This window comes from Pseudomonas sp. PSPC3-2, assembly GCF_049897085.1.
Lineage (GTDB): Bacteria > Pseudomonadota > Gammaproteobacteria > Pseudomonadales > Pseudomonadaceae > Aquipseudomonas > Aquipseudomonas paraveronii.
Map to the genome: position 1 here is coordinate 339054 of NZ_JAFCVO010000002.1, position 18339 is coordinate 357392.

Here is an 18339-nt window from a genome sequence, read left to right on the forward strand (position 1 = left end):
AATAGACGCGGCGTTGGCAGACACAGACATGGCGCCGGGCAGTCACAGTCAAGCCGCCGTGACAGCCCTTGCTTAACCTCAGGGTTTTCTCTTGTTCACCACTAGGAAAACCCCATGACCGACATCCCCCTGTTGCCCCAAGTCGAAGCGTTTTTGCGTCGAAGCCATGCCCTGTTTATCCACGGCGGCTACGTGCAGAGTCAGTCCAGCCAGACCCTCGAAGTGATCAACCCCGCCACCGACCACGTGATTGCCCACGTCGCCGATGCAAACGCGGCCGACGTCGATGCGGCGGTGGAGTCCGCCCGCCGTGGCTTCCAGCACTGGTCCCAGGTCGCCCCGGCAGTGCGCGGCAACGTGCTGCTCAAACTCGCCGACCTACTGGAACAACACCGCGAGGAACTGGCTCAGATCGAGACGTGCCAATCGGGCAAGATCATCCAGATTTCCCGCGCCTTCGAAGTGGACCAGGCCGCGCACTTTCTACGCTACTACGCCGGCTGGGCGACCAAGATCTGCGGCCAGACCATCACGCCGTCCCTGCCCTCCTTTGCCGGCGAACGCTACACCGCATTCACCCTGCGCGAACCGGTGGGCGTGGTGGTGGGCATCGTGCCGTGGAATTTCTCGACCATGATCGCCATCTGGAAACTCGCCTCGGCGCTGGTCACCGGCTGCAGCATCATTATCAAGCCCAGTGAGTTCACCCCGCTGACGATCCTGCGTGTCGCCGAGCTGGCGGTCGACGCAGGCCTGCCCGCCGGCGTCCTGAACGTGTTGACCGGCGGCGGCCCGGTGGGTCAGGCGCTGATCGAGCATCCCGGCACCGATAAGGTCTCGTTCACCGGCTCGGTGCCGACCGGCATCGCCGTAGGCCGCGCGGCCACGGGTGCCGGGCTGACCCGCGCAACCCTGGAACTGGGCGGGAAAAACTCGGCGGGGTTCCTGCGTGATGTGGACCTCGACAAGGCGGTCAACGGCATCATCGAAGCGGGCTTCCTGCACTCCGGGCAGATCTGCGCCGCCGCTGAACGTTTTTTCGCCCATCGCTCGCAGATCGAGCCGATCATGAGCCGCCTGGCCGAGCGTCTGGGCAAACTGAACATCGGTTCGCCGCTGGATGAGCGCACCGAATTCGGCCCGGTCACCCACCGCCAGCACCAATTGAAGCTCGACGGTTTTTTTGCCAAGGCGCGTGCCGAAAACAACACGATTATCCACGGTGGCCGGTGCATGGATCGCCCTGGGTGTTATGTCGAGCCCACCGTGATCCTCGCCAACAGCATCAACGACAGCGTGCTCAACGAGGAAACCTTCGGCCCGATCGCCACGTTCTTGCCCTATGACAGCGAAGACGAGCTGCTGGAACTGATGAACAACACACCGTATGGCCTCAGCGCCAGCCTCTGGACCAACGACCTGGGCAAAGCCCTGCGCATGGTGCCCGCCATCCACGCCGGCACGGTGTGGGTGAACATGCACACGCTGCTCGACCCGGCTGTGCCGTTTGGCGGGGTTAAATCATCGGGCATCGGCCGGGAATTCGGCTCAGCGTTTATCGAGGATTACACCGAACTCAAATCGGTGATGATTCGCTATTGATCCAGCGCCGGCATGGACCGTGTCCATGCCGGACAGCCGTTGATTCAGTAGAAGTACGCCAGGCGAAACTGCAGCGAGTTATCAATCTTCACGCCCTCACGCACCGATGTGTCATGCATCAACTGCCCCATCACCTGCACCTGCTTGCCCAGCATGGTCGCGACGGTAAAACCGAGCGTGCCATTGCTGCGGCTGGTGGCCAGGGTTTCATGGTCGAGTGTTTCGCGCGCGCCCCAGTTATGACGATAAGAGATCGCGGCGTAAGTGTCGGGGGTGAAGTTGTAGCGCAGGTGGTTGTGCAGTTGCAGCAACGGGTCTTTTTTGGCGGCGGTGGAGCGCTGCTCGTCGTAGAACTCGGTTTCGGCGATCACGTCCCAGGTGATTTTATCGGTAAGGCCCTTGATGTAACCGACCTGAAAGTCCAGCGCCCAGCGATTGCTGCTCAAGGCGAAGCCTTGGTTCTTCTCGCCGCCGGTGGGCGCGGTGACGAATACCGACCAGCCCAGGTGTTCGTTTTTGGCCAGGTCGGCGATGGTCCACACCGTCCCACCAAAGGTGATATCACCCAGCCCCGAGTTCTTGCTGTCGGTGGCGCCGGTCTTCTGGTAGCCGAAGGGGATGACGATTTGCGGGTCCCAGGTCAGCCCGGTGTTGAAGAACTCGGTGAAGTGGATCAGACGCAACACCCCGACGGTCATGTCGAGGTCGAGGTTGTCGGCGACTTTCTTGCCGCCCGAATACACCTTATCCCCGCGTGGGTTCTGCTGGTACAACACCACCACATCGGTGCCTTTGGGCAGCGCGGTGTAGTCGCCCGGATCAGGTTTTACATCGGCCTGGGCCAAAGGGGCCAGGCCGGCGAAGAGTGCGCTGAGAGTCAGAGTGCTAAGTGTTTTCATGGCGTGTCCCGTTATTTTTATTGGAGGCAGAGCTTCGCCATGACGACGCCGTGGGGCGTCGTCAGGCATGGGTGAAACCGTAGGCGATCAGTGGGTATCGACGTGCCCGGCGGCCTTGAGGTCGGCCTGCAGATCCTGGTTGCGCTTGACCAGGTATTGACGGATCAATTCCATGTCGTCGCGCTGGAGAATGTCGGAGAAATTCGGCATGCCCTTGGTGATCAGCGCTCCGCTGACAAAGGCCGGGAACGCCGCGTGTTTGTCGTCACTCAGGTAGCGCAGGTCCGGCACCACGCCGCCGCTGATGGCGTTGAGGCCGTGACAACCTGCGCACAGGCCATTGAACAGACCGCGCGCCTGCACCAGTTGCTCAGGCGTTGCCGTGAGTGTCTGGTGGGTGGTCGGTAGTACCGGCGCGACCTTGGGCGGCGGCAGTTCGCCGTGGGCGCCGAGCTTGAAGGCAATCACCCGCGACTCGGCGCGCACCTTGCCCTTGTTGGTCAACGGCCCGGTCAGCAGCGGAATGATCCCGCCCCAACCGACTGAGAACGCCACGTATTGCTCGCCCTTGACGGTGTAAGTGACAGGCCCGGCCATGACCCCGGAGTTGGCCCGATGCTCCCAGAGCTGCTCGCCGGTGTCGGCGCGATAGGCGACCACGCGCCCGTCGGCAGTGCCCTGGAACACCAGATTGCCCGCCGTGGCCAGCGTGCCGCCGTTGCCGGCGCTGATGTAGGGCTGCTTCCAGGCCGCTTTCTGTTGGACCGGGTCCCAGGCGATCAGCTCACCACTCCAGGCGTCACGAATTTTATTGAGGATTTTCGGGTCTTCAGGTAAGTCCGGTACATCCAGCCCGAAGTTCACCACTGACTTGTTCGACAGGAACATCGGCGCCTTGGCTGCCTTCAGCTCGGCCAAGGTGTACTGGGCCGGAATATAGACGTAGCCGGTCTTCGGGCTGAACGACATGGGGTGCCAGTTGTGCGCGCCGAGAAAACTCGGCTGCACCACTTTAGGCTCCTTGGAATAGTCGGCCGCGCCGGTCAGGATCGGGCGGCCGGTTTTCATGTCGATGCCGCTGGCCCAGTTCACCGGCACAAAATTCTTCGCCGAGAGCAACTGGCCGTTGGTGCGGTCGAGCACGTAGAAGAAGCCATTCTTCGGCGCCTGCATGATCACCTTGCGCACTTTGCCGTCCAGCTTGATGTCGGCGAGGATCATGTGTTGGGTCGCGGTGAAATCCCACTGGTCTTGCGGCGTGATCTGGTAATGCCAGACGTATTCGCCGGTGTCCGGCCGCAGCGCCAGGATCGACGCCACGTAGAGGTTGTCGCCCTTGCCATTGGTGCGGAACTGATAGTTCCAGGGCGAGCCGTTGCCCGTGCCCACATACAGGAGATCCAGTTGCGGGTCGTAGGCCATGGAGTCCCAGACCGTGCCGCCGCCACCCCATTTGACCCAGCCGTCGCCGTCCCAGGTTTTCATCGCCTTGGCCATCGCCGCATTTTCCGGCGGCAGTTTCGGGTCGCCTGGCACGGTATAGAAACGCCACACCTGTTTGCCGGTCTCGGCATCGTAAGCCGTCACGTAACCGCGCACGCCGAATTCAGCGCCACCGTTGCCGATCAGCACCTTGCCTTTGACGACGCGCGGGGCGCCGGTGATCGAATAGCTCTTGGTACGATCGATGATCGTGTCGACGCTCCACACCGGCTGACCGCTGGCCGCATCGAGGGCAATCAAGCGTCCGTCAAAACTGCCCACGTAGACCTTGCCCTGCCAGACCGCCACGCCACGGTTGACCGGCCCGCAGCAACCTTGGCTGAGGTTTTCGGGCGGCACCTTCGGGTCGTATTTCCAGAGCAACTCGCCGGTAGCGGCATTGATCGCATAGACAATACTGAAGGCCCCCGTGGTGTACATCACCCCATCGACCACCAGCGGCGTGGCTTCGGTGCCGCTGTCGATATCCAGTTTCGTCGTCCAGGCCATGCCCAACTGGCCGACGTTGCTCGCATTGACGCTGTCCAGCGGGCTGTAGCGCTGCTCGTCGTAGGTGCGGCCGTGGCTCATCCAGTTGCCCGGCTCCTGGTCAGCGGCGATGATGCGCCGGCCATCAACCTGAGCCGGGCCGGCCAACACCACCGAGCACAACGCAGCCATCAGTAAAGGGCTGCCTATCAGCAAGCTCCGTGTTCTCATTTTTATTTTTCTCCAGCAATAAGCGGCTCGGTATCAACCCCAGCCCAGGCCACCTTATTAGAGGGCCTGCCACGCCCTGCGACTTGACTGAGTCTGCCAAACCGCTTGGCATTCCCTGCCAGGCCGGCACTTAGGAGGCGTGTTGGCGAAAGTCCCGAGGGGCGTACTGGAAATGGCGCTTGAAGGCCCGGCTGAAATGCGCGGCGTCGACAAACCCCCATTTGAAGGCGATTTGCGTAATCGACTCATGCCGCAGGTCTTGGGCGCGTAGGTCCTGAGCTACCCGCTCCAAGCGACGTTGCTGGATGTAGCGCGCAATACTCTCGTGACGCTGCTCAAACAGCCGGTAGAGCTGGCGCACCGAGACATTCAAGCGTCGGGCCAAATATTCAGGGCCCAGTTCAGTCTCTTGCAGCGAGGCTTCGACCAGCCGGGTGGCCAGTCCGTAGATATCATCATGGCCCACGCAGGCGAAACCGGGTTGGCCCTCGGCCCGCTCGTCCAGGCCGGCGGCGGTCAAACCGATCAGTGCTTGCTCCAAGGCCGGGCCATCCCTTTGGCCGCCATAACCCTCACTCAATTCCACGTCAGCCAGCGAACGCACCAAGGTGCGAATCATATGAGTGGCCACGCTGTTGCGCGCCAGCTTGCCAAACAGCGCTTGCTGGCTCAGTTGCAGGCTGACTGCCTGGCGTGACAAATGAATCGAGATGTTTTGCACCAAGCCTTGAGGTTCGATCTCGAAGGCCTGCGCCGAGTCCACCAGGGCGATGTCTTCAGGCCCCAGTTCGAGCACCCGGTGTTTTTGGCGAATGCGCTGATGGCCGCTGCTCTGGAGGATCAGAAAGCAGTGTCGATCGTCGTCGCCATCGCCGTGAGTGCGGTGGCGGCTGATCAACCCTGCGTTGGTGCGGATATGCGCCACTTCGAGACCACAGACATCCTGGCCGTGGACGCTGCCGATAAACAGGCGGTGCTGATCGGACATCATCGTGCTGAAGTTACCGCACACCGCACGCAAGTCACGGTTCCAGTTGGCGAACTCAGCGCCAGCGTGAAATAAGGCAGGCATACCCCCTCCACCGATTATTTTTAGTTATACCGTTAACATATTATCTATCTTGCTCAGGCGCAAGCGACTCGCCCCCCAGTTTTTCTCAAAGCGCTTACGAAGCTGCACGCATACCAAGGGCCAGTGCCAGGCCTAATGGATGATTGCTGACATGCCCGCGTTTGCCGAGACGGCGACGGACGACACCCCGCTCAATACCGTGACTGTGATTTCAACCGGCTTGCGCGGCCACCGTCGCCTGACCAGGCGCTACTCGGCCGCGCAGTCACGCGCCGCGATGCCTTTCTCCTGGGCATACGCGGCGGACTTGGCCTCGATCAACGGGCGCAAGGTGGCGCGGTCGGCCTGGACCCAGTCGGTCACCAGCAGCCACTTTTGCCCGTCCCACTGCTGCACTCGGGCCGAACCGCCGCCTTCGTGGTCGGCGCAGGACAGCTTCAATGGCGCCAGCAAGCCTTCGAGGCCCAAGGCTTTGATGCGAGCGACGTCGATGTCCAAATGCTCGAACGCCCAGCGCGTTTCCTCACCGTTCAACCCACGGTTGCCGAACTTGGCCTGGCCGGTGCGTAAGGCTTCGACGGCAATGGCCGCGTTGATCAGGCCAATGTTGTAGTAGACCTTGCCAAAGTAACTCGGGTCTTTGAGGTTGCTCTTGCCCGGGTCCAGGATGAACTGCTTGAGTTTGCGGTGGATCTCAAAGTTGTCGCCACCGGGGAATGGCGCCAGCGCCTGGTAGCCTTTGGCGGCGGTGCCCGCAGGGATCACGTCGGCTTCGGAGCCGGCCCACACATCGCCGATCAGGCGGTCCACCGGGATGCCAAAACGCACGGCGGTCTTGATGCCGACCGGGGTGGACACACCCCAGGTGCGCAGGAACACCCAGTCCGGGTTGATCTGGCGCACCTGCCGCCATTGGGTCGACTGCTCGTTGCCGGGGTCCGCCACCGGGATCTGGATATTCTCGAAGCCGTACTTTTGCGCGAGCAATTGCATCGCCGCCTGGGTTTCACGTCCGTAGGCGGAGTCGTGGTAGACCGTGACGATCTTCTTACCCTTGAGTTTGTCCAGGCCGCCTTCGCGCTGGGCGATGTAGTTGATCCCCACCGACGCCTGGCCGTAGTAGTTGAGCAACAGCGGGAAGGCATAAGGGAACACGCGGCCATCGGTCGACTCGGTACGCCCGCCGGCACCGTCGATCAGCGGGATATGGTCGACAGCGGCACGGTCCATCAGCGCATAGGACGCCGGCGTGCTGTGGGTGAAAAAGAAGCCGGTCGGCGCGCCGTCCAGGCCGGTCTTGTAGCGTTCGTAGCATTCGATGATGCGGTCGGTCTTCCACTCGGTCTCACACTCCTGCCAGACCAGTTTGACGCCGTTCACGCCGCCTTCGACCTCGTTGATATAGCGGAAGTAGTCGATCTCCCCCGCCCACCACGGGATGCCGCTGGAGGCATAGGCGCCGACCCGGTAGGTCGCCAGCGGGATGAACTGTTGATCATTGGCCGCCTGGGCCACGGTGGGCAGCAGCCCGCCCAAGGTGCCTATTGCCAGCACGCCGGCGATAAACGTGCGTTGCAAGGTGTTGTGCATGGTCTGGTTTCTTTTGAAAAGTGGGGGTTATTCCTCCCGTTGTCGGGTCAGTGCCAATTGACTGACAACACAATTCATGCCAAACCCATAAAGCTTTTAATTCAACAGCTTACGCTGGCCATGGGCCTGCGAAATCGCACAGTTTATTGAACGGCTGTTGCCCCACCAACAGCCGGAGCGCTTCCCGTCAGTCGATAAACCGCTGCGGCGCAAACGGCGCCATCGCCGCCGGCATCTCCCCCGTCAACACCCACTGCGCGCTCGCCTGCCCAAACAACGGCGCAAATTTGAAGCCATGCCCGCTCAACCCTGCCGCGACCATCAGCCCCGGCACGCGCGGGTCCGGGCCGAGCAGCGGATTACCATCCGGCGTGTCGTCAAAGAACGACACACGGCGCCCGATGGGCTGCGCACCCAGCAGACGCGTCAAGCGTTGCGCGGCGCGGTCACGGTAGGCCAACACCTGCGTGTCGCTGAAGGTGCGGTCGAAGGCATCCGGGTCGATGGGCGCCCCTTCGGCGCCGCTCAATGCGCCGATCACGTAGCGGCCGGGGCGATCCGGGCGCAGGTAGAAGCCGGCGTCGCGGTCGCAGTAGCCCGGCATCGGCTGATCCGCACCGCAAACCTCGACAATGCCCACGCAGTGCCGTGTGGCGTGGATCGGCAGCGGCGCGCGGCATTCGGCGGCCAACGCGGCGGCCCACGGCCCGGCGGCGTTGATCACATGGCTGCTGGCGATAAACCCGCTGTCAGTCTGCACGCCGATGACGCGTCCGGCCTGGCGCACAATCCGCCGCACCGCCCGGCCCTCTTCGATCACCGCGCCCATCGCGCTCGCACCGGCGGCAAAGCTGCGTGCGGTCAGACGCGGATCGCAGTAACCGGCGTCCGCTTCGTAGACCGCACCCGCCAGGCCGTCGGTGTACAGGTCCGGCACCCGCTCGCGCATCTGCTCAGTGCAAAGCCATTCAAGCGCAGCGCCTGCGGCCTGCAGGTGGGCAACGTTGGCCTGGGCGGCCGCTTGCGCGTGCTCGGCAATCCCGGTCAGGAACCCCGTGCGCTGGTAGCCGCATGCGCCGGGATAGTGCTGCGGCCAATCGCGATAGGCCCGCACACCTTGCGCCGCCAGGTGACTGAGCGCGGGGTCGGCATAATAAGCGCGCACGATCCCCGGCGATGCGCCCGACGACCCGCTGGCAATCGCGCCTTTATCCAGCAACCTGACCGACGCACCGGCCCGCGCCAGGTGCCAGGCCGCGCTGGTGCCGGTGGTCCCGGCGCCGATCACGATAACGTCGGCGTACTCATGCATCGCTGGCGGTCCCGGCAAGTACCACGCTGGCCGGCAAGCACGGCGCCAATGCAGCCGGCGACAGCGGCGCAAAGCGCGGGCGCAGCCAGGCCTGCAGCCGAGGCTGCGAGGCCGCATAGAGCGCCTGGATCAGCGGCAACCCGTCATGGCCCAGGCGCTGCCACAGGTACTCGGCCAGGCGCGGCATGATCGGCGCGGCCAGGTACGCCAGGCCCTTGAGCCACAGGTAGGCGTGGCCGGGCTGCGTGACGTCCAGGTCGGGGCGTTGCATCCACTGATGCAGCACCGCCCACGCCTCGCGCACCGACACCGCGTTCAACCGGAAGGCCTGTCCCAACCGGGCGACAGCCACCTCCAGGCCCGGCAACAACGCAGGGTCGATGGACTGCACCCGAGCGTGATCGAGGGCACCCAGCGCCAGGTCGATACGACTGTCGAGCGCCCCGGCCAGGTCCACGTTGACCACCTCGACAAACTCCTCCACGGCGAAATTGGTTTCGCCCTGCTCGGGGCTTTCGCGGCTCAGGAAGTAACGCACGGCGTCGCTGGTCGCCGGGGTCTTTTCGACGATATCGGCGGCCCACACCACATGCAGTCGGCTGGTGGAAAACTTCGCGCCTTGCAGGTTGTAGAAGTAGTTGGTCAGCACGTAATCAAACGACCGGTGATCCTGCAAGGCATCCATCACCGCGACACTGCCGGCCAACAGCAGCACCGCGTTGTCGATGCCAAAACTGACCAGCGTCGTCACCTCGCTGCTGCGCAACATCGCATGGCCGTGCTCGGGGGCGTTCTCTTGGGACCGATCAGCGCAGGTCAGCGCATATTCCCAGCCGGACTCGAACAACACACGCGGGTTGCCAAAGCGGTCCGGGCTCCAGGCGACGCCCCATTCGCCCGGTGCGGTCAGCCGTACCTGGCCGTTTTCGCGTTCGAGGAAGCGCGCAATCACCTCGATGATCGACGCCGGTGCACCGCAGGCGGCCATGCGTTGCAGCAACTGCTCGGGGTGGGCGACGCTCAGAAACAGGCTTTCGACCTCAACCCAGTGCAAGGGGCTGTCGCCCATGCGCGGTTGCGGGTTGAGCATGGCCTCCGGGCGAAACAGTGCGCCGCAGGCTTCGCAAAAGTAGCCGCCTGCCCCCGCTCGGCAATACGGGCATTGCCCCAGCAGCCAGGCACCCGCCATGTAGCGCCGGGTGTCCGGGCAATACAGCACGCGTTCGACCACGCTTTGCGTCACCCCGAGCGCCACCAGCCGCTCCACCGTGCGCTGGGCATTGCGCGCATGCTGTTGCGCATAGGGGCCTTGCACCAGGTCGAGGAAGTCATCGACCTCGACATCCAGCGCGCGCAGGTCATGGGCGATTTGCGCATGGTAGTCACGCACCACGGCTTCGGGCGCACGCTGCTCTTGCAGCGCCTTCCACACCACATAGGAGTCAAAGCCGTCGACTGCCGAGACCACGTCGACACGATGGCCCTGGCTGCGCAGGTAGCGCCCCAGCATGTCCATGCGCAAGTACGGTCCGGCGATATGCCCCAGGTGCAGCCGGCCGTTCGGGGTCGGCGGGATGGGCATCAGGAAGAAGGTTTGCGCGGCGATAGCGGTCATCTTTTCAATCCATCGAAACAGTAGAAAGGGTGGGTTTGGCGGTAGCGGGCGCATCGGGCCAATGGGCGACAATCAATTCAAGGGCTTCGCGGGCAATGCCCGGCGCCAGGCGGAAACCGGCGCCGCTGCCAGCGCCGGCAAACACCAGATTCTGCGAGGCGTCGACGCTCACCTGCGACTCACCGTCGGGGCTGTAGCTGTCGCAGAACACCCGGCCGCCACGACAGCGTGGCACCAACTCGGGCAGGTAGTGCGCCAGCGTGCGCGTGGCCACTTGCATATCGTGGCGGTTGATTTCCAGTGCATGCTTGCGCGGCGCTACGTCCCATTCATCGCACCGAAAGCTGAACAGCCACTGGTTACGTGCCGCCAACGGCATCAGGTACGCGTCGGCTTGCGGCAGGAACAGCGCTGCGGCGTTGGCCGGCGGCACACCGTCGATATGCAAGGCCACCACCTTCTTCACGCGCAGCCCATGGCGCGCGGCAAGCGCGCCGAACGGCGCCTCGCTGACCCACGGCCCCGTGGCCACCAGGGTGCGCCGGGCACGCAGCGTGGCGCCGTCGGCCAGGGTGATGCGCGTGCCGCTGCCCAGCGCATCGATCTGCTGCACGCCCACGCCTTCGATGCAGCGCACATGGGCACTGGCCAGGCTGTGGCTGATCAGCAACCGCGCCACCAACGGCGGCTCGTAGCTTTCGGCGGTGCCGCCACGCAGCAGGCTTTCGCTCGCGCCCACCGTGAGTGAGGCGCCCAGGCGTGAGGCCAGATCATGCACCGACAGCTCGGCAGGCTGAACCGGCGCATCGACCAGGGCCTGCTCGATGTGCGTGCTAAAGCTGTGCTCGGCCAGCCAGTACACCGGCGCTTGGGTGGTGCGGATGCCCAGGCGATCACGCAACGCCCGATACAGCGCGGCGCTCTCCCCGGCCAGGCGCCGTTCGCGGGCCGAGCGGCCGGTGGCCAGCAGCACGCCCGCCGAATGCGCGGTGGCTCCGTCGCCGATGCGGTAGCGGTCGATCAGCAGAATCTGCCAGTGCGGATAGCGTTGCGTCGCATGATGCAAGGCCCAGGCACCGATGATGCCGCCTCCGACAATCACCAGGTCGAAGTGCTGCTCCATGCTCATGCCCACCACACCGAAAACACCTGGACCTGGGTGGTGCCGTTGTTGCGCGCAAAATGCGGCCGCCAGGGCGCGAAATACACGCTTTCGCCATTTCTGACCGCGTGCCAGGTGCCGTCGTAAAAGACGTCCAACTCCCCGCCGCTGATAAACCAGATTTCGTTCACGGCGTGCTTGTCTTTGTCGGTCACGCTGTCTGGGTCGAGGGTGAAACGCGATGACTGGATCGGCGCGTTGGCCAACTTGCCGGCAAAATGATGCAGGTACAGGCGCACGCCTGGCTGCGCTACGCGCTCCTCGGTTTATCGAATCACCGGGGCATTGCCGTTGGGGGCAAGTGTGATGGGGTCCATGACCGGGCTCCTGGGTCTAGTTGGCAAGGGCGGTCAGGCGATCGAAACGCGCATCGCCGACCTCGTCGAATACAGCGTTGGCGCCCCATTGGACGAACGCCTCGGGCTGATCCAGGTCGTACAGGGCTTGCCCGCTGACGCTGTTGATGATGTTCGCGCAGCGCCAAGGGATCAGGCCCAGGTTCGGGTCGGCGATGCCTTTCTGGCTGCGGGCAGCGTTTTGCACGTAGATGGCAGAGCCCTGCGGGCCGTCCCACGCGACGGAATAGTCATCGTTGAAGACGTACTCACCGTTGCGCCGGGTAATCCGTGATTCGAGCGCCTCCAGGCAGGCCGGCATCTGGTAGGCATACCCCGTACACAGCACCGCCGTGTCGGCACTCAGTTCCTCCTGCACCTGGCTGTGCCCATGCGTCATCGACAGGCTCCAGTGATGGGGGCGCTGGTGAATCGCGGTCAGCTCACGCCCCGGTAGCAAACGAACGTTGCAGGGGTGCTGCAAGACATGTTTGAGCTCGTACAGGCGGCGGTAAATCGACTGCAACAACCCTTGGGAAATGCCGTCGCTCGCCAGTTTCTGCTCGGCCAGCAACGGTCGGCGCACGGCCTCGGGCTGGGCGAAAAAGTGCTCGCTGTACTGCGGGGTGTAGAGCTCGTTGGTAAACGGCGACTCATCCAACGGCGAGAAATTCCAGCGCCGCGAGACCCAGGTCACGCTGGCGGGCAAGGCGGCGGTGTCGGACAGCAGGTGCTGGATGATTTCCGCCCCGGTCTGGCCACCACCGATCACCACCACGCGCTGGTCTTTGAGGCTGCGCTTGCGGGTCATGTACTGCGCGGAATGAAACAGCGTATCGCCCAGATGCGCTTGCGCACACGTCGGGATCCACGGTTGCTGCCCGGTGCCCAGCACCAGGTGGCGCGCGGGCTGCACCCAGGTGTCACCCTTGAGCAGGAACAGGCCGTTATCAAACGTCACCGAACGCACTTCGCTGTTGAAATGCAGATTCGGCAGTTGGCTGCACGCCCAACGGTAGTACTGGTTGAACTCGCGGCGCAGCACCTGCTCGAATTGCGCGTTGATAAAACTCAGCAGCTGTTTTTTCTGCGCCAGGTAAGCGAGGAATGACAGCGGGTTGGACGGGTCCACCAGGCTGACCAGGTCCTTGAGGTAATGCACCTGCAGCTTGGCCTCGGGCACCATCATCCCCGCATGCCATTGAAATTCGCTGCTGCGCTCGAAGAACGCGGCGGTAATGCTTGCTTTGGGCTGAGCCAGCGCCGCCAGGCTAAGGTTAGCCGGACCGATGCCGATTCCCGCCATATCGACAACTGCAAGTGCAGAGCGCGCATTCATGATCGTTGTCCTTATTGATGATGTTTTCCAGGTACAGCAACGCCTCGCGAATGTCACGAACACGTGCTGGCAATCGTGTTTACGGGTGCAGGTCCATCAGCCTTGGACGGGGTGCGCCGCAGGCGCTTTCAACACCAGGGCAGCCATCAGCATGGCCAGCAGCGACAAACCGATAGCGACGCTGACGGCAACGTCGATGGCCTCGCCCAAGGGCTGAATCGACGTGAGCAAGGCGCCGAAGATCGCCACACCGAAGGCGGAACCGCTTTGCCGGCTGGCATTGAGTGTGCCGGCCGCCACCCCGGCCTTGGCACGCTCGACCACGCTCATCAGCACGGAGGTAGCGGCCGGGGTAATAATCCCGGCGCCGAACCCCACGGCCGGGTAGCACAGCGCGATACGCCAGTACGGCGCGTCAGTGGCCAGGGCGAACAGGCCGATAAACCCCAGGGTGTACAGGCCAAACCCCGCACACAGCACGGCGCGGGCGCCATACGCGCGGGTCAGCCGGCCGCAGGTGAAGCTGCCCAGGGTGACCATGGCGGTCAACGGCAGGAAGGCCAGCCCGGTGTCCAGCGGCGACCAGCCACGCTCGGTCTGGAAATACACACTCAGCAGGAAAAACAGGCCATAGAACACCAGGGCCGACACCAGCGACAGCAGCGTCGCCCCCGAGAACACCGGGTTGCGCAAATACTGCAGCGGCAGCATCGGGTCCTTGTGGCGGCTCTCGGTCACGAAGAACACGCACCAGGCAATACAGGCCACGAACACGCCGGCGTACACCCATTCGGAGTTCCACCCCAGCTTCGCCCCTTCGATCAGCACCGCCACCGAGGTCGCCAGCGCAATAATCGCGGCGAATTGCCCGGTGATGTCCAAGTGGCGGTCAGGCGCCAACGGTGCGGAAGACGGGATGCGCGAGGTCAGCCACACGCCGACCAGGGCGATCGGCACGTTGATCATGAAGATGCTGCGCCAGCCGAACAGCTCGATCAGCACTCCACCGACCAGCGGCCCGGCCGCCATGGCGATGCCACCGCAGCCGGCCCATACCCCAATCGCGCCGGCGCGTTGGTGGGTCTGCGGGTAAGCGCTATTGATCAACATCAACGAGCACGGCACCAGCAACGCGGCGCCCAGCCCCTGCAAGACCCGCGCACCGACCAATTCCGGCAGATCGGTGGCCAGGCCGCACAAGGCCGAGGCCAGGGCGAACAGGCCGAGGCCGACCGCGTAGATTTTCTTCGCACCGAAACGATCGCCCAACAAGCCGCCCGTCAGCAGCAGGCTGGCGAAGGTCAGGGTGTATGCGTTGATCACCCACTGCAGCCCGGAGATGCCCGAGCCAAAGGTGCGGGAAATCGATTCCACCGCCACATTGACAATCGAGGTGTCGAGGATCACGACCACATAGCTCAGACTCGTCGCAAGCAGTACTTGGCGTTGGTAGCGGGTGTTGGGGGTCATGACCGCGTGCGTCCGTTGAAAGGGGGCGGCGAGACTATATGCAGCTTTCCGGGATAAACGCTTCGAGCTGTGTCGAAGTGTTTATGTTTATGTCATCCTGAAAATCGACATGACTTGGCACAGCACGGAGTTCGACGGAATGACCCAGCCAAAAATCTCATCCATCGCCTACTTGATCGCCGAGCCCGTGCGCGCAGTGATCCTGATCACCCTGGCAGATGGCAGTTCAATGTCCGCCGGTGCCTTGGCCGGTGCCGCTGGCGTGACCCCGCAGACCGCCAGCTCGCACCTGGCGAAACTGCTCGACGGCGGCTTGCTCACCGTCGAGACCAAGGGCCGCAACCGCTTCTATCAATTGGCCGGTCCCGATGTGTCCCATGTGCTGGAAAGCCTGGCGGCGGTCGCGCCGCAAACCAGTTCGTGGCGCAGCCTGCCCAACCGTTCGGCTCATGAGTTGCGTTTTGCCCGGTGTTGCTACGACCACCTGGCCGGCCAGGTCGGCGTAGCGGTGACCCAAGGCATGCTGCAACAGGGTTTTATCCTTGAGCGTAACGAGCGCGAATACGTGCTCACCCGGTGCGGCATCGAGTGGCTGCAGTCACTCAACCCGCAGGCCGGCGAGCCATGCTTGCACGACCACGTCCAGGCCCGCCGTTGCCTGGATTGGACCGAACGCCAACACCACATCGCCGGGCCGCTCGGCACCCACCTGCTGGAGACTTTCTGCCAGCAGGGTTGGCTGCGTCGAACCGTCGGCTCACGTGCGGTGTATGTGACCAGCCCGGGCTGGCGTGCATTCAAGCTGCATTTGGGAATTGAGCATCTGCGTCATCTCGAAGCGCCGCTGCATGCCGTGACCCCAGCCAGAAAAACCCTTATGCCGGCACCCGTTGCGGGCTGAACAGCCGCTCGATTTCGGCGATCCGGCGCTCCTGGGCCGCCCCGCTCTGCTGCCAGGCGGCAAGCGCATTGATCCGCGCGTACCAGGCCGCCACATGGGGATATTCCAGGAACGGTGCTTGGGTGCGCGGGATATGACTCAGCGGGGCCGCCAGGTCGATGTCCGCCAGGCTCAACGCGTCGCCCACCACAAAGCGCCGGGTGCGCAAGTGCCCGTCGAGCACGGCCGTATAGCGGTGGATCGCCTGCAGCGCGTCGGCCACCAGGGTCGGGTTTTCGGCGCGGCCTTTGAGGCGGTCCATGAACCGCTGCTCGATCAGCACCGTCGGCCCACGGCGAAAGTGCTCGGCGGCCCAGAACATCCACTTGAGCGTTTCGTACTTGGCATTGCCTGCGGGCAGTAATGACGAACCGGCCTGTTCGGCCAGGTAAATCATGATCGCCGAGGCTTCGAACAGCACCACGTCGCCGTCGACAAAGGTCGGGATCGTGCCGTTGGGGTTGAGCGCCAGGTACGCCGGCGTGCGGTTCTCGCCATTGAACAGGTCGAGGAACACGAATTCGACCTCAAGCCCCAGGTAAGCGGCGGTGGTCAGTACTCGCCGGGTATTGCTCGAACCTCTGTCGCCATACACTTTCATGCCACTGCCTCGGTTGCGTGTTTGTCGATGAATGAAGGGTGCTCGGCGAGCAGCATCACCACCTCGCGGGCCTGGCGCACCGATTGGTACACCGAATTGACCATCGGCGCCGCCAGGTACGAGGCCACGCCCAGCAGCCAGATGTTTTCCGGTGCCTCGGCGCCGGGCAGGCTGACCTGCAACTGCGGCGACACATAGGGCGGCATACAGGGCGTTGTCGGTGAGACCTGCAGCTCAAGGCCGTCACGGGTGGCATGGAAAAACTGTTTATGAAAACCGGTGGCGCACACCACCGCATCCACCGACTCGATGTGCCCGTGGGCGTCGTGAACCTGCCATTGGCCTTGCCACTCAAGGGTTGTCGGCACGTGCGCGGCCAGTTGCAGGCGCCCTTCGTCGATCAGGCGCAGCAACGTGGTTGCGGTCTGCAAGGGCACCGCGAACAGGTAACGCCCGACCGCCTCCCAACAGTTCTGCAGCGCCGCCATGCGCACCGCCGGCGGTGCCGCGCGCAGTTTTACGTCAGCCATGTCCATGCACTGCACCAACAGGTTCTGCCAGTCCGTCGCGCCCCGTCGGGCCAAGGCGACTTCGCCGCGCAGGCGCTGGGTGGGCTCCACGCTGCGATCGACTTGTTCGCGCAGCGAGCGGCCACTGATCGCCTTGGCCGACCGCGCAACGATGCGCAGCAAGTGCCAGTACAGCTTGGGGTTTTCCAGGTCCAGGCGGGCGAATCGCGTTTCATCCAGGGCCACCGCACAACGCCTGGGGGTGGCCGTGCGCACGCCGGGCAAACGCCCGGAAGGCGACGCCATCAGCACCTGATGCCCCGCGCCGCAGAGCAGCAACACGCTGTCGACCGCCGACAGACGACTGCCCAGCACCAAGACCCGTGACGGTTTCCCCAGGCTGTCCAACCAGGCCTTGGTCGGGTATGGCGTCGAGAAAATCCCCGGCGCACCGGCATGCGGGCTGACCAGCGGCGGTACGAACGGCGCGGCACTGCCGGTGCAGACCAGCACCGCACAGGCGCGCAGGTCGCTCCCATCATCCAGCACCAGGCGATAGTCGCTGCGCGCGACCGGCTGGATACGTCGCACCGTTGCACGCACGACCCGATGCTCGATGCCCCGGGCCTGCGCCACATCGCGGTACTCGGCGTAGCGTTGCTTGAGGTAACCCGACACCCAGGCCCGTGGCACAAACGCGTCTTCGCCGGCGTCGATGCCCTGCGCCTGGAGGTAGCGCTGAAAGTCGTGCGGCTCATCGTCCAGCACCGACAGGGTCTGCACCGAGGTATTGCACAACAGCGTGGCCTCACCGGCGTTGAAGGCAATCGACTGAGCCAGCCCCTCGGGATCGATGATGTCGATACGCCGGGCGTTTCCGCTGCGCACCAATTGGATAAACGCCGCGACGCCGGTCACCGACCCGCCAATGATCGCAACCGTCGCACGCGGGTTCACAGCGCTTGCGCCTTCGCCAGTACCGGCGCCAGCAAGCGCACGCCATACCAGCCCCAATACACGCGGTGGCAAGTGATCAAGCCGTTTTCAATCTCCATCATTTCCATCAGGTCGACCTGCTCCCCCGTCGGCGTCTTGCGCGGGTATTCCCACGTCAGATTGCGGCCATTGATGAAGGCCTTGTCGCTGCGATACCACTCAGCCAGGTCATTGGGAAAGCGGCGCTTGCTGTCTTCCATAAACCGCTGGATCACCCCTCGGCCCACCAGCACCCCGCTGCCGTGGTCGGGGTAGATCGCCAGCACCAGCGGCGTTTCGAACACCGCCTGCTCGGCATACAACGCCGCCGTAGCCGCCAGGTCGCCGGCACAAACGGTGGCGTGCCAGGCTTCATAAATAGCCAGCAGACCGGGATCGATGGACGAAGTCATGGCGTTTCCTCGCGTGGCAGCACAACGGCTAATAGAAGCCGCAAGTGTAAGGAATTGCCACCCGGCCATGCTTCGACCTGGCCCGAAGTGTCAGGCATGCCGTGCGAGGTGCTTGAGGATTACGACCTGGGCGGTTGGCGACTGACAACACCGCGTAGGCATCGCGACGTTCCTGGCAGCCTGCGCAACACACCGTTGTCATCAAGGATATTGATAGCTGCCTAATGAAACCCGCAGTCTAGAGGGCTCATCCCGCGCTTATATCATTCCGAATGATAGTTATCTTTGCTTCATTCGATTCGT

15 protein-coding genes are annotated in these 18339 nt (G+C 63.6%); 2 read left to right on the top strand and 13 right to left on the bottom strand.

Annotated elements, in window-relative coordinates:
- Positions 1-114: 114 nt before the first annotated feature.
- Complete coding sequence (locus ACP7CJ_RS06465) at positions 115-1602, top strand: aldehyde dehydrogenase family protein (protein WP_276193156.1); 1488 nt, start codon at positions 115-117, stop codon at positions 1600-1602.
- A 44-nt stretch (positions 1603-1646) separates the two neighbouring features.
- Here ACP7CJ_RS06465 and ACP7CJ_RS06470 read toward each other — a convergent pair whose 3' ends face one another.
- The 10 genes from ACP7CJ_RS06470 to ACP7CJ_RS06515 form a co-directional block, all read right to left on the bottom strand.
- Positions 1647-2501 carry a transporter gene (locus ACP7CJ_RS06470; protein WP_426099861.1) on the bottom strand — a complete coding sequence of 285 codons (855 nt, stop codon included), beginning with the start codon at positions 2499-2501 and terminating at the stop codon, positions 1647-1649.
- A gap of 87 nt (positions 2502-2588) precedes the next feature.
- The gene (locus ACP7CJ_RS06475; protein WP_426099862.1) at positions 2589-4703 is read right to left on the bottom strand and encodes a PQQ-dependent dehydrogenase, methanol/ethanol family; all 2115 of its coding nucleotides are present in this window, start codon (positions 4701-4703) and stop codon (positions 2589-2591) included.
- Between the two features lie 130 nt (positions 4704-4833).
- Positions 4834-5775 (bottom strand): transcriptional regulator FeaR, encoded by a 942-nt coding sequence (feaR, locus tag ACP7CJ_RS06480; protein ID WP_426099863.1) that lies wholly within the window; start codon positions 5773-5775, stop codon positions 4834-4836.
- 249 nt (positions 5776-6024) lie between these two features.
- On the bottom strand, positions 6025-7365 hold the full coding sequence (locus tag ACP7CJ_RS06485) for an ABC transporter substrate-binding protein (RefSeq protein WP_426099864.1): 1341 nt from the start codon (positions 7363-7365) through the stop codon (positions 6025-6027).
- Positions 7366-7552: 187 nt separating this feature from the next.
- Positions 7553-8677 carry an NAD(P)/FAD-dependent oxidoreductase gene (locus ACP7CJ_RS06490; RefSeq protein ID WP_426099865.1) on the bottom strand — a complete coding sequence of 375 codons (1125 nt, stop codon included), beginning with the start codon at positions 8675-8677 and terminating at the stop codon, positions 7553-7555.
- Entirely contained in the window at positions 8670-10292 is a 1623-nt protein-coding gene (locus ACP7CJ_RS06495; RefSeq protein ID WP_426099866.1) for a methionine--tRNA ligase, read from the bottom strand. The genes ACP7CJ_RS06490 and ACP7CJ_RS06495 overlap by 8 nt, the downstream gene beginning before the upstream one ends.
- 4 nt (positions 10293-10296) lie before the next feature.
- Positions 10297-11421, bottom strand: coding sequence for an NAD(P)/FAD-dependent oxidoreductase (locus tag ACP7CJ_RS06500; RefSeq protein ID WP_426099867.1), 1125 nt, complete (start codon positions 11419-11421; stop codon positions 10297-10299).
- Positions 11418-11693: a cupin domain-containing protein gene (locus ACP7CJ_RS06505; RefSeq protein WP_426099868.1), complete on the bottom strand. Its 276-nt coding sequence runs from the start codon at positions 11691-11693 to the stop codon at positions 11418-11420. Before ACP7CJ_RS06505 ends, ACP7CJ_RS06500 begins: the two co-directional genes overlap by 4 nt.
- 94 nt (positions 11694-11787) lie before the next feature.
- Positions 11788-13128: a lysine N(6)-hydroxylase/L-ornithine N(5)-oxygenase family protein gene (locus ACP7CJ_RS06510; RefSeq protein WP_426099869.1), complete on the bottom strand. Its 1341-nt coding sequence runs from the start codon at positions 13126-13128 to the stop codon at positions 11788-11790.
- 96 nt (positions 13129-13224) lie between these two features.
- Positions 13225-14598, bottom strand: coding sequence for an MFS transporter (locus ACP7CJ_RS06515; RefSeq protein WP_426099870.1), 1374 nt, complete (start codon positions 14596-14598; stop codon positions 13225-13227).
- Positions 14599-14737: 139 nt separating this feature from the next.
- On the opposite strand from ACP7CJ_RS06515, the gene ACP7CJ_RS06520 reads away from it, so the two are divergent.
- Positions 14738-15499, top strand: coding sequence for an ArsR/SmtB family transcription factor (locus ACP7CJ_RS06520; protein ID WP_426099871.1), 762 nt, complete (start codon positions 14738-14740; stop codon positions 15497-15499).
- On the opposite strand, the gene ACP7CJ_RS06525 is transcribed toward ACP7CJ_RS06520, so the two are convergent.
- From ACP7CJ_RS06525 to ACP7CJ_RS06535, 3 genes are read right to left on the bottom strand one after another with little or no spacing between them, the layout of a single operon-like run.
- On the bottom strand, positions 15474-16139 hold the full coding sequence (locus tag ACP7CJ_RS06525) for a glutathione S-transferase family protein (RefSeq protein WP_426099872.1): 666 nt from the start codon (positions 16137-16139) through the stop codon (positions 15474-15476). The genes ACP7CJ_RS06520 and ACP7CJ_RS06525 overlap by 26 nt on opposite strands.
- Positions 16136-17605, bottom strand: a complete 1470-nt coding sequence (locus ACP7CJ_RS06530; protein WP_426099873.1) for an FAD/NAD(P)-binding protein — start codon at positions 17603-17605, stop codon at positions 16136-16138. Before ACP7CJ_RS06530 ends, ACP7CJ_RS06525 begins: the two co-directional genes overlap by 4 nt.
- Complete coding sequence (locus ACP7CJ_RS06535) at positions 17602-18036, bottom strand: nuclear transport factor 2 family protein (RefSeq protein ID WP_247408599.1); 435 nt, start codon at positions 18034-18036, stop codon at positions 17602-17604. The genes ACP7CJ_RS06530 and ACP7CJ_RS06535 overlap by 4 nt, the downstream gene beginning before the upstream one ends.
- Positions 18037-18339 lie beyond the last annotated feature (303 nt).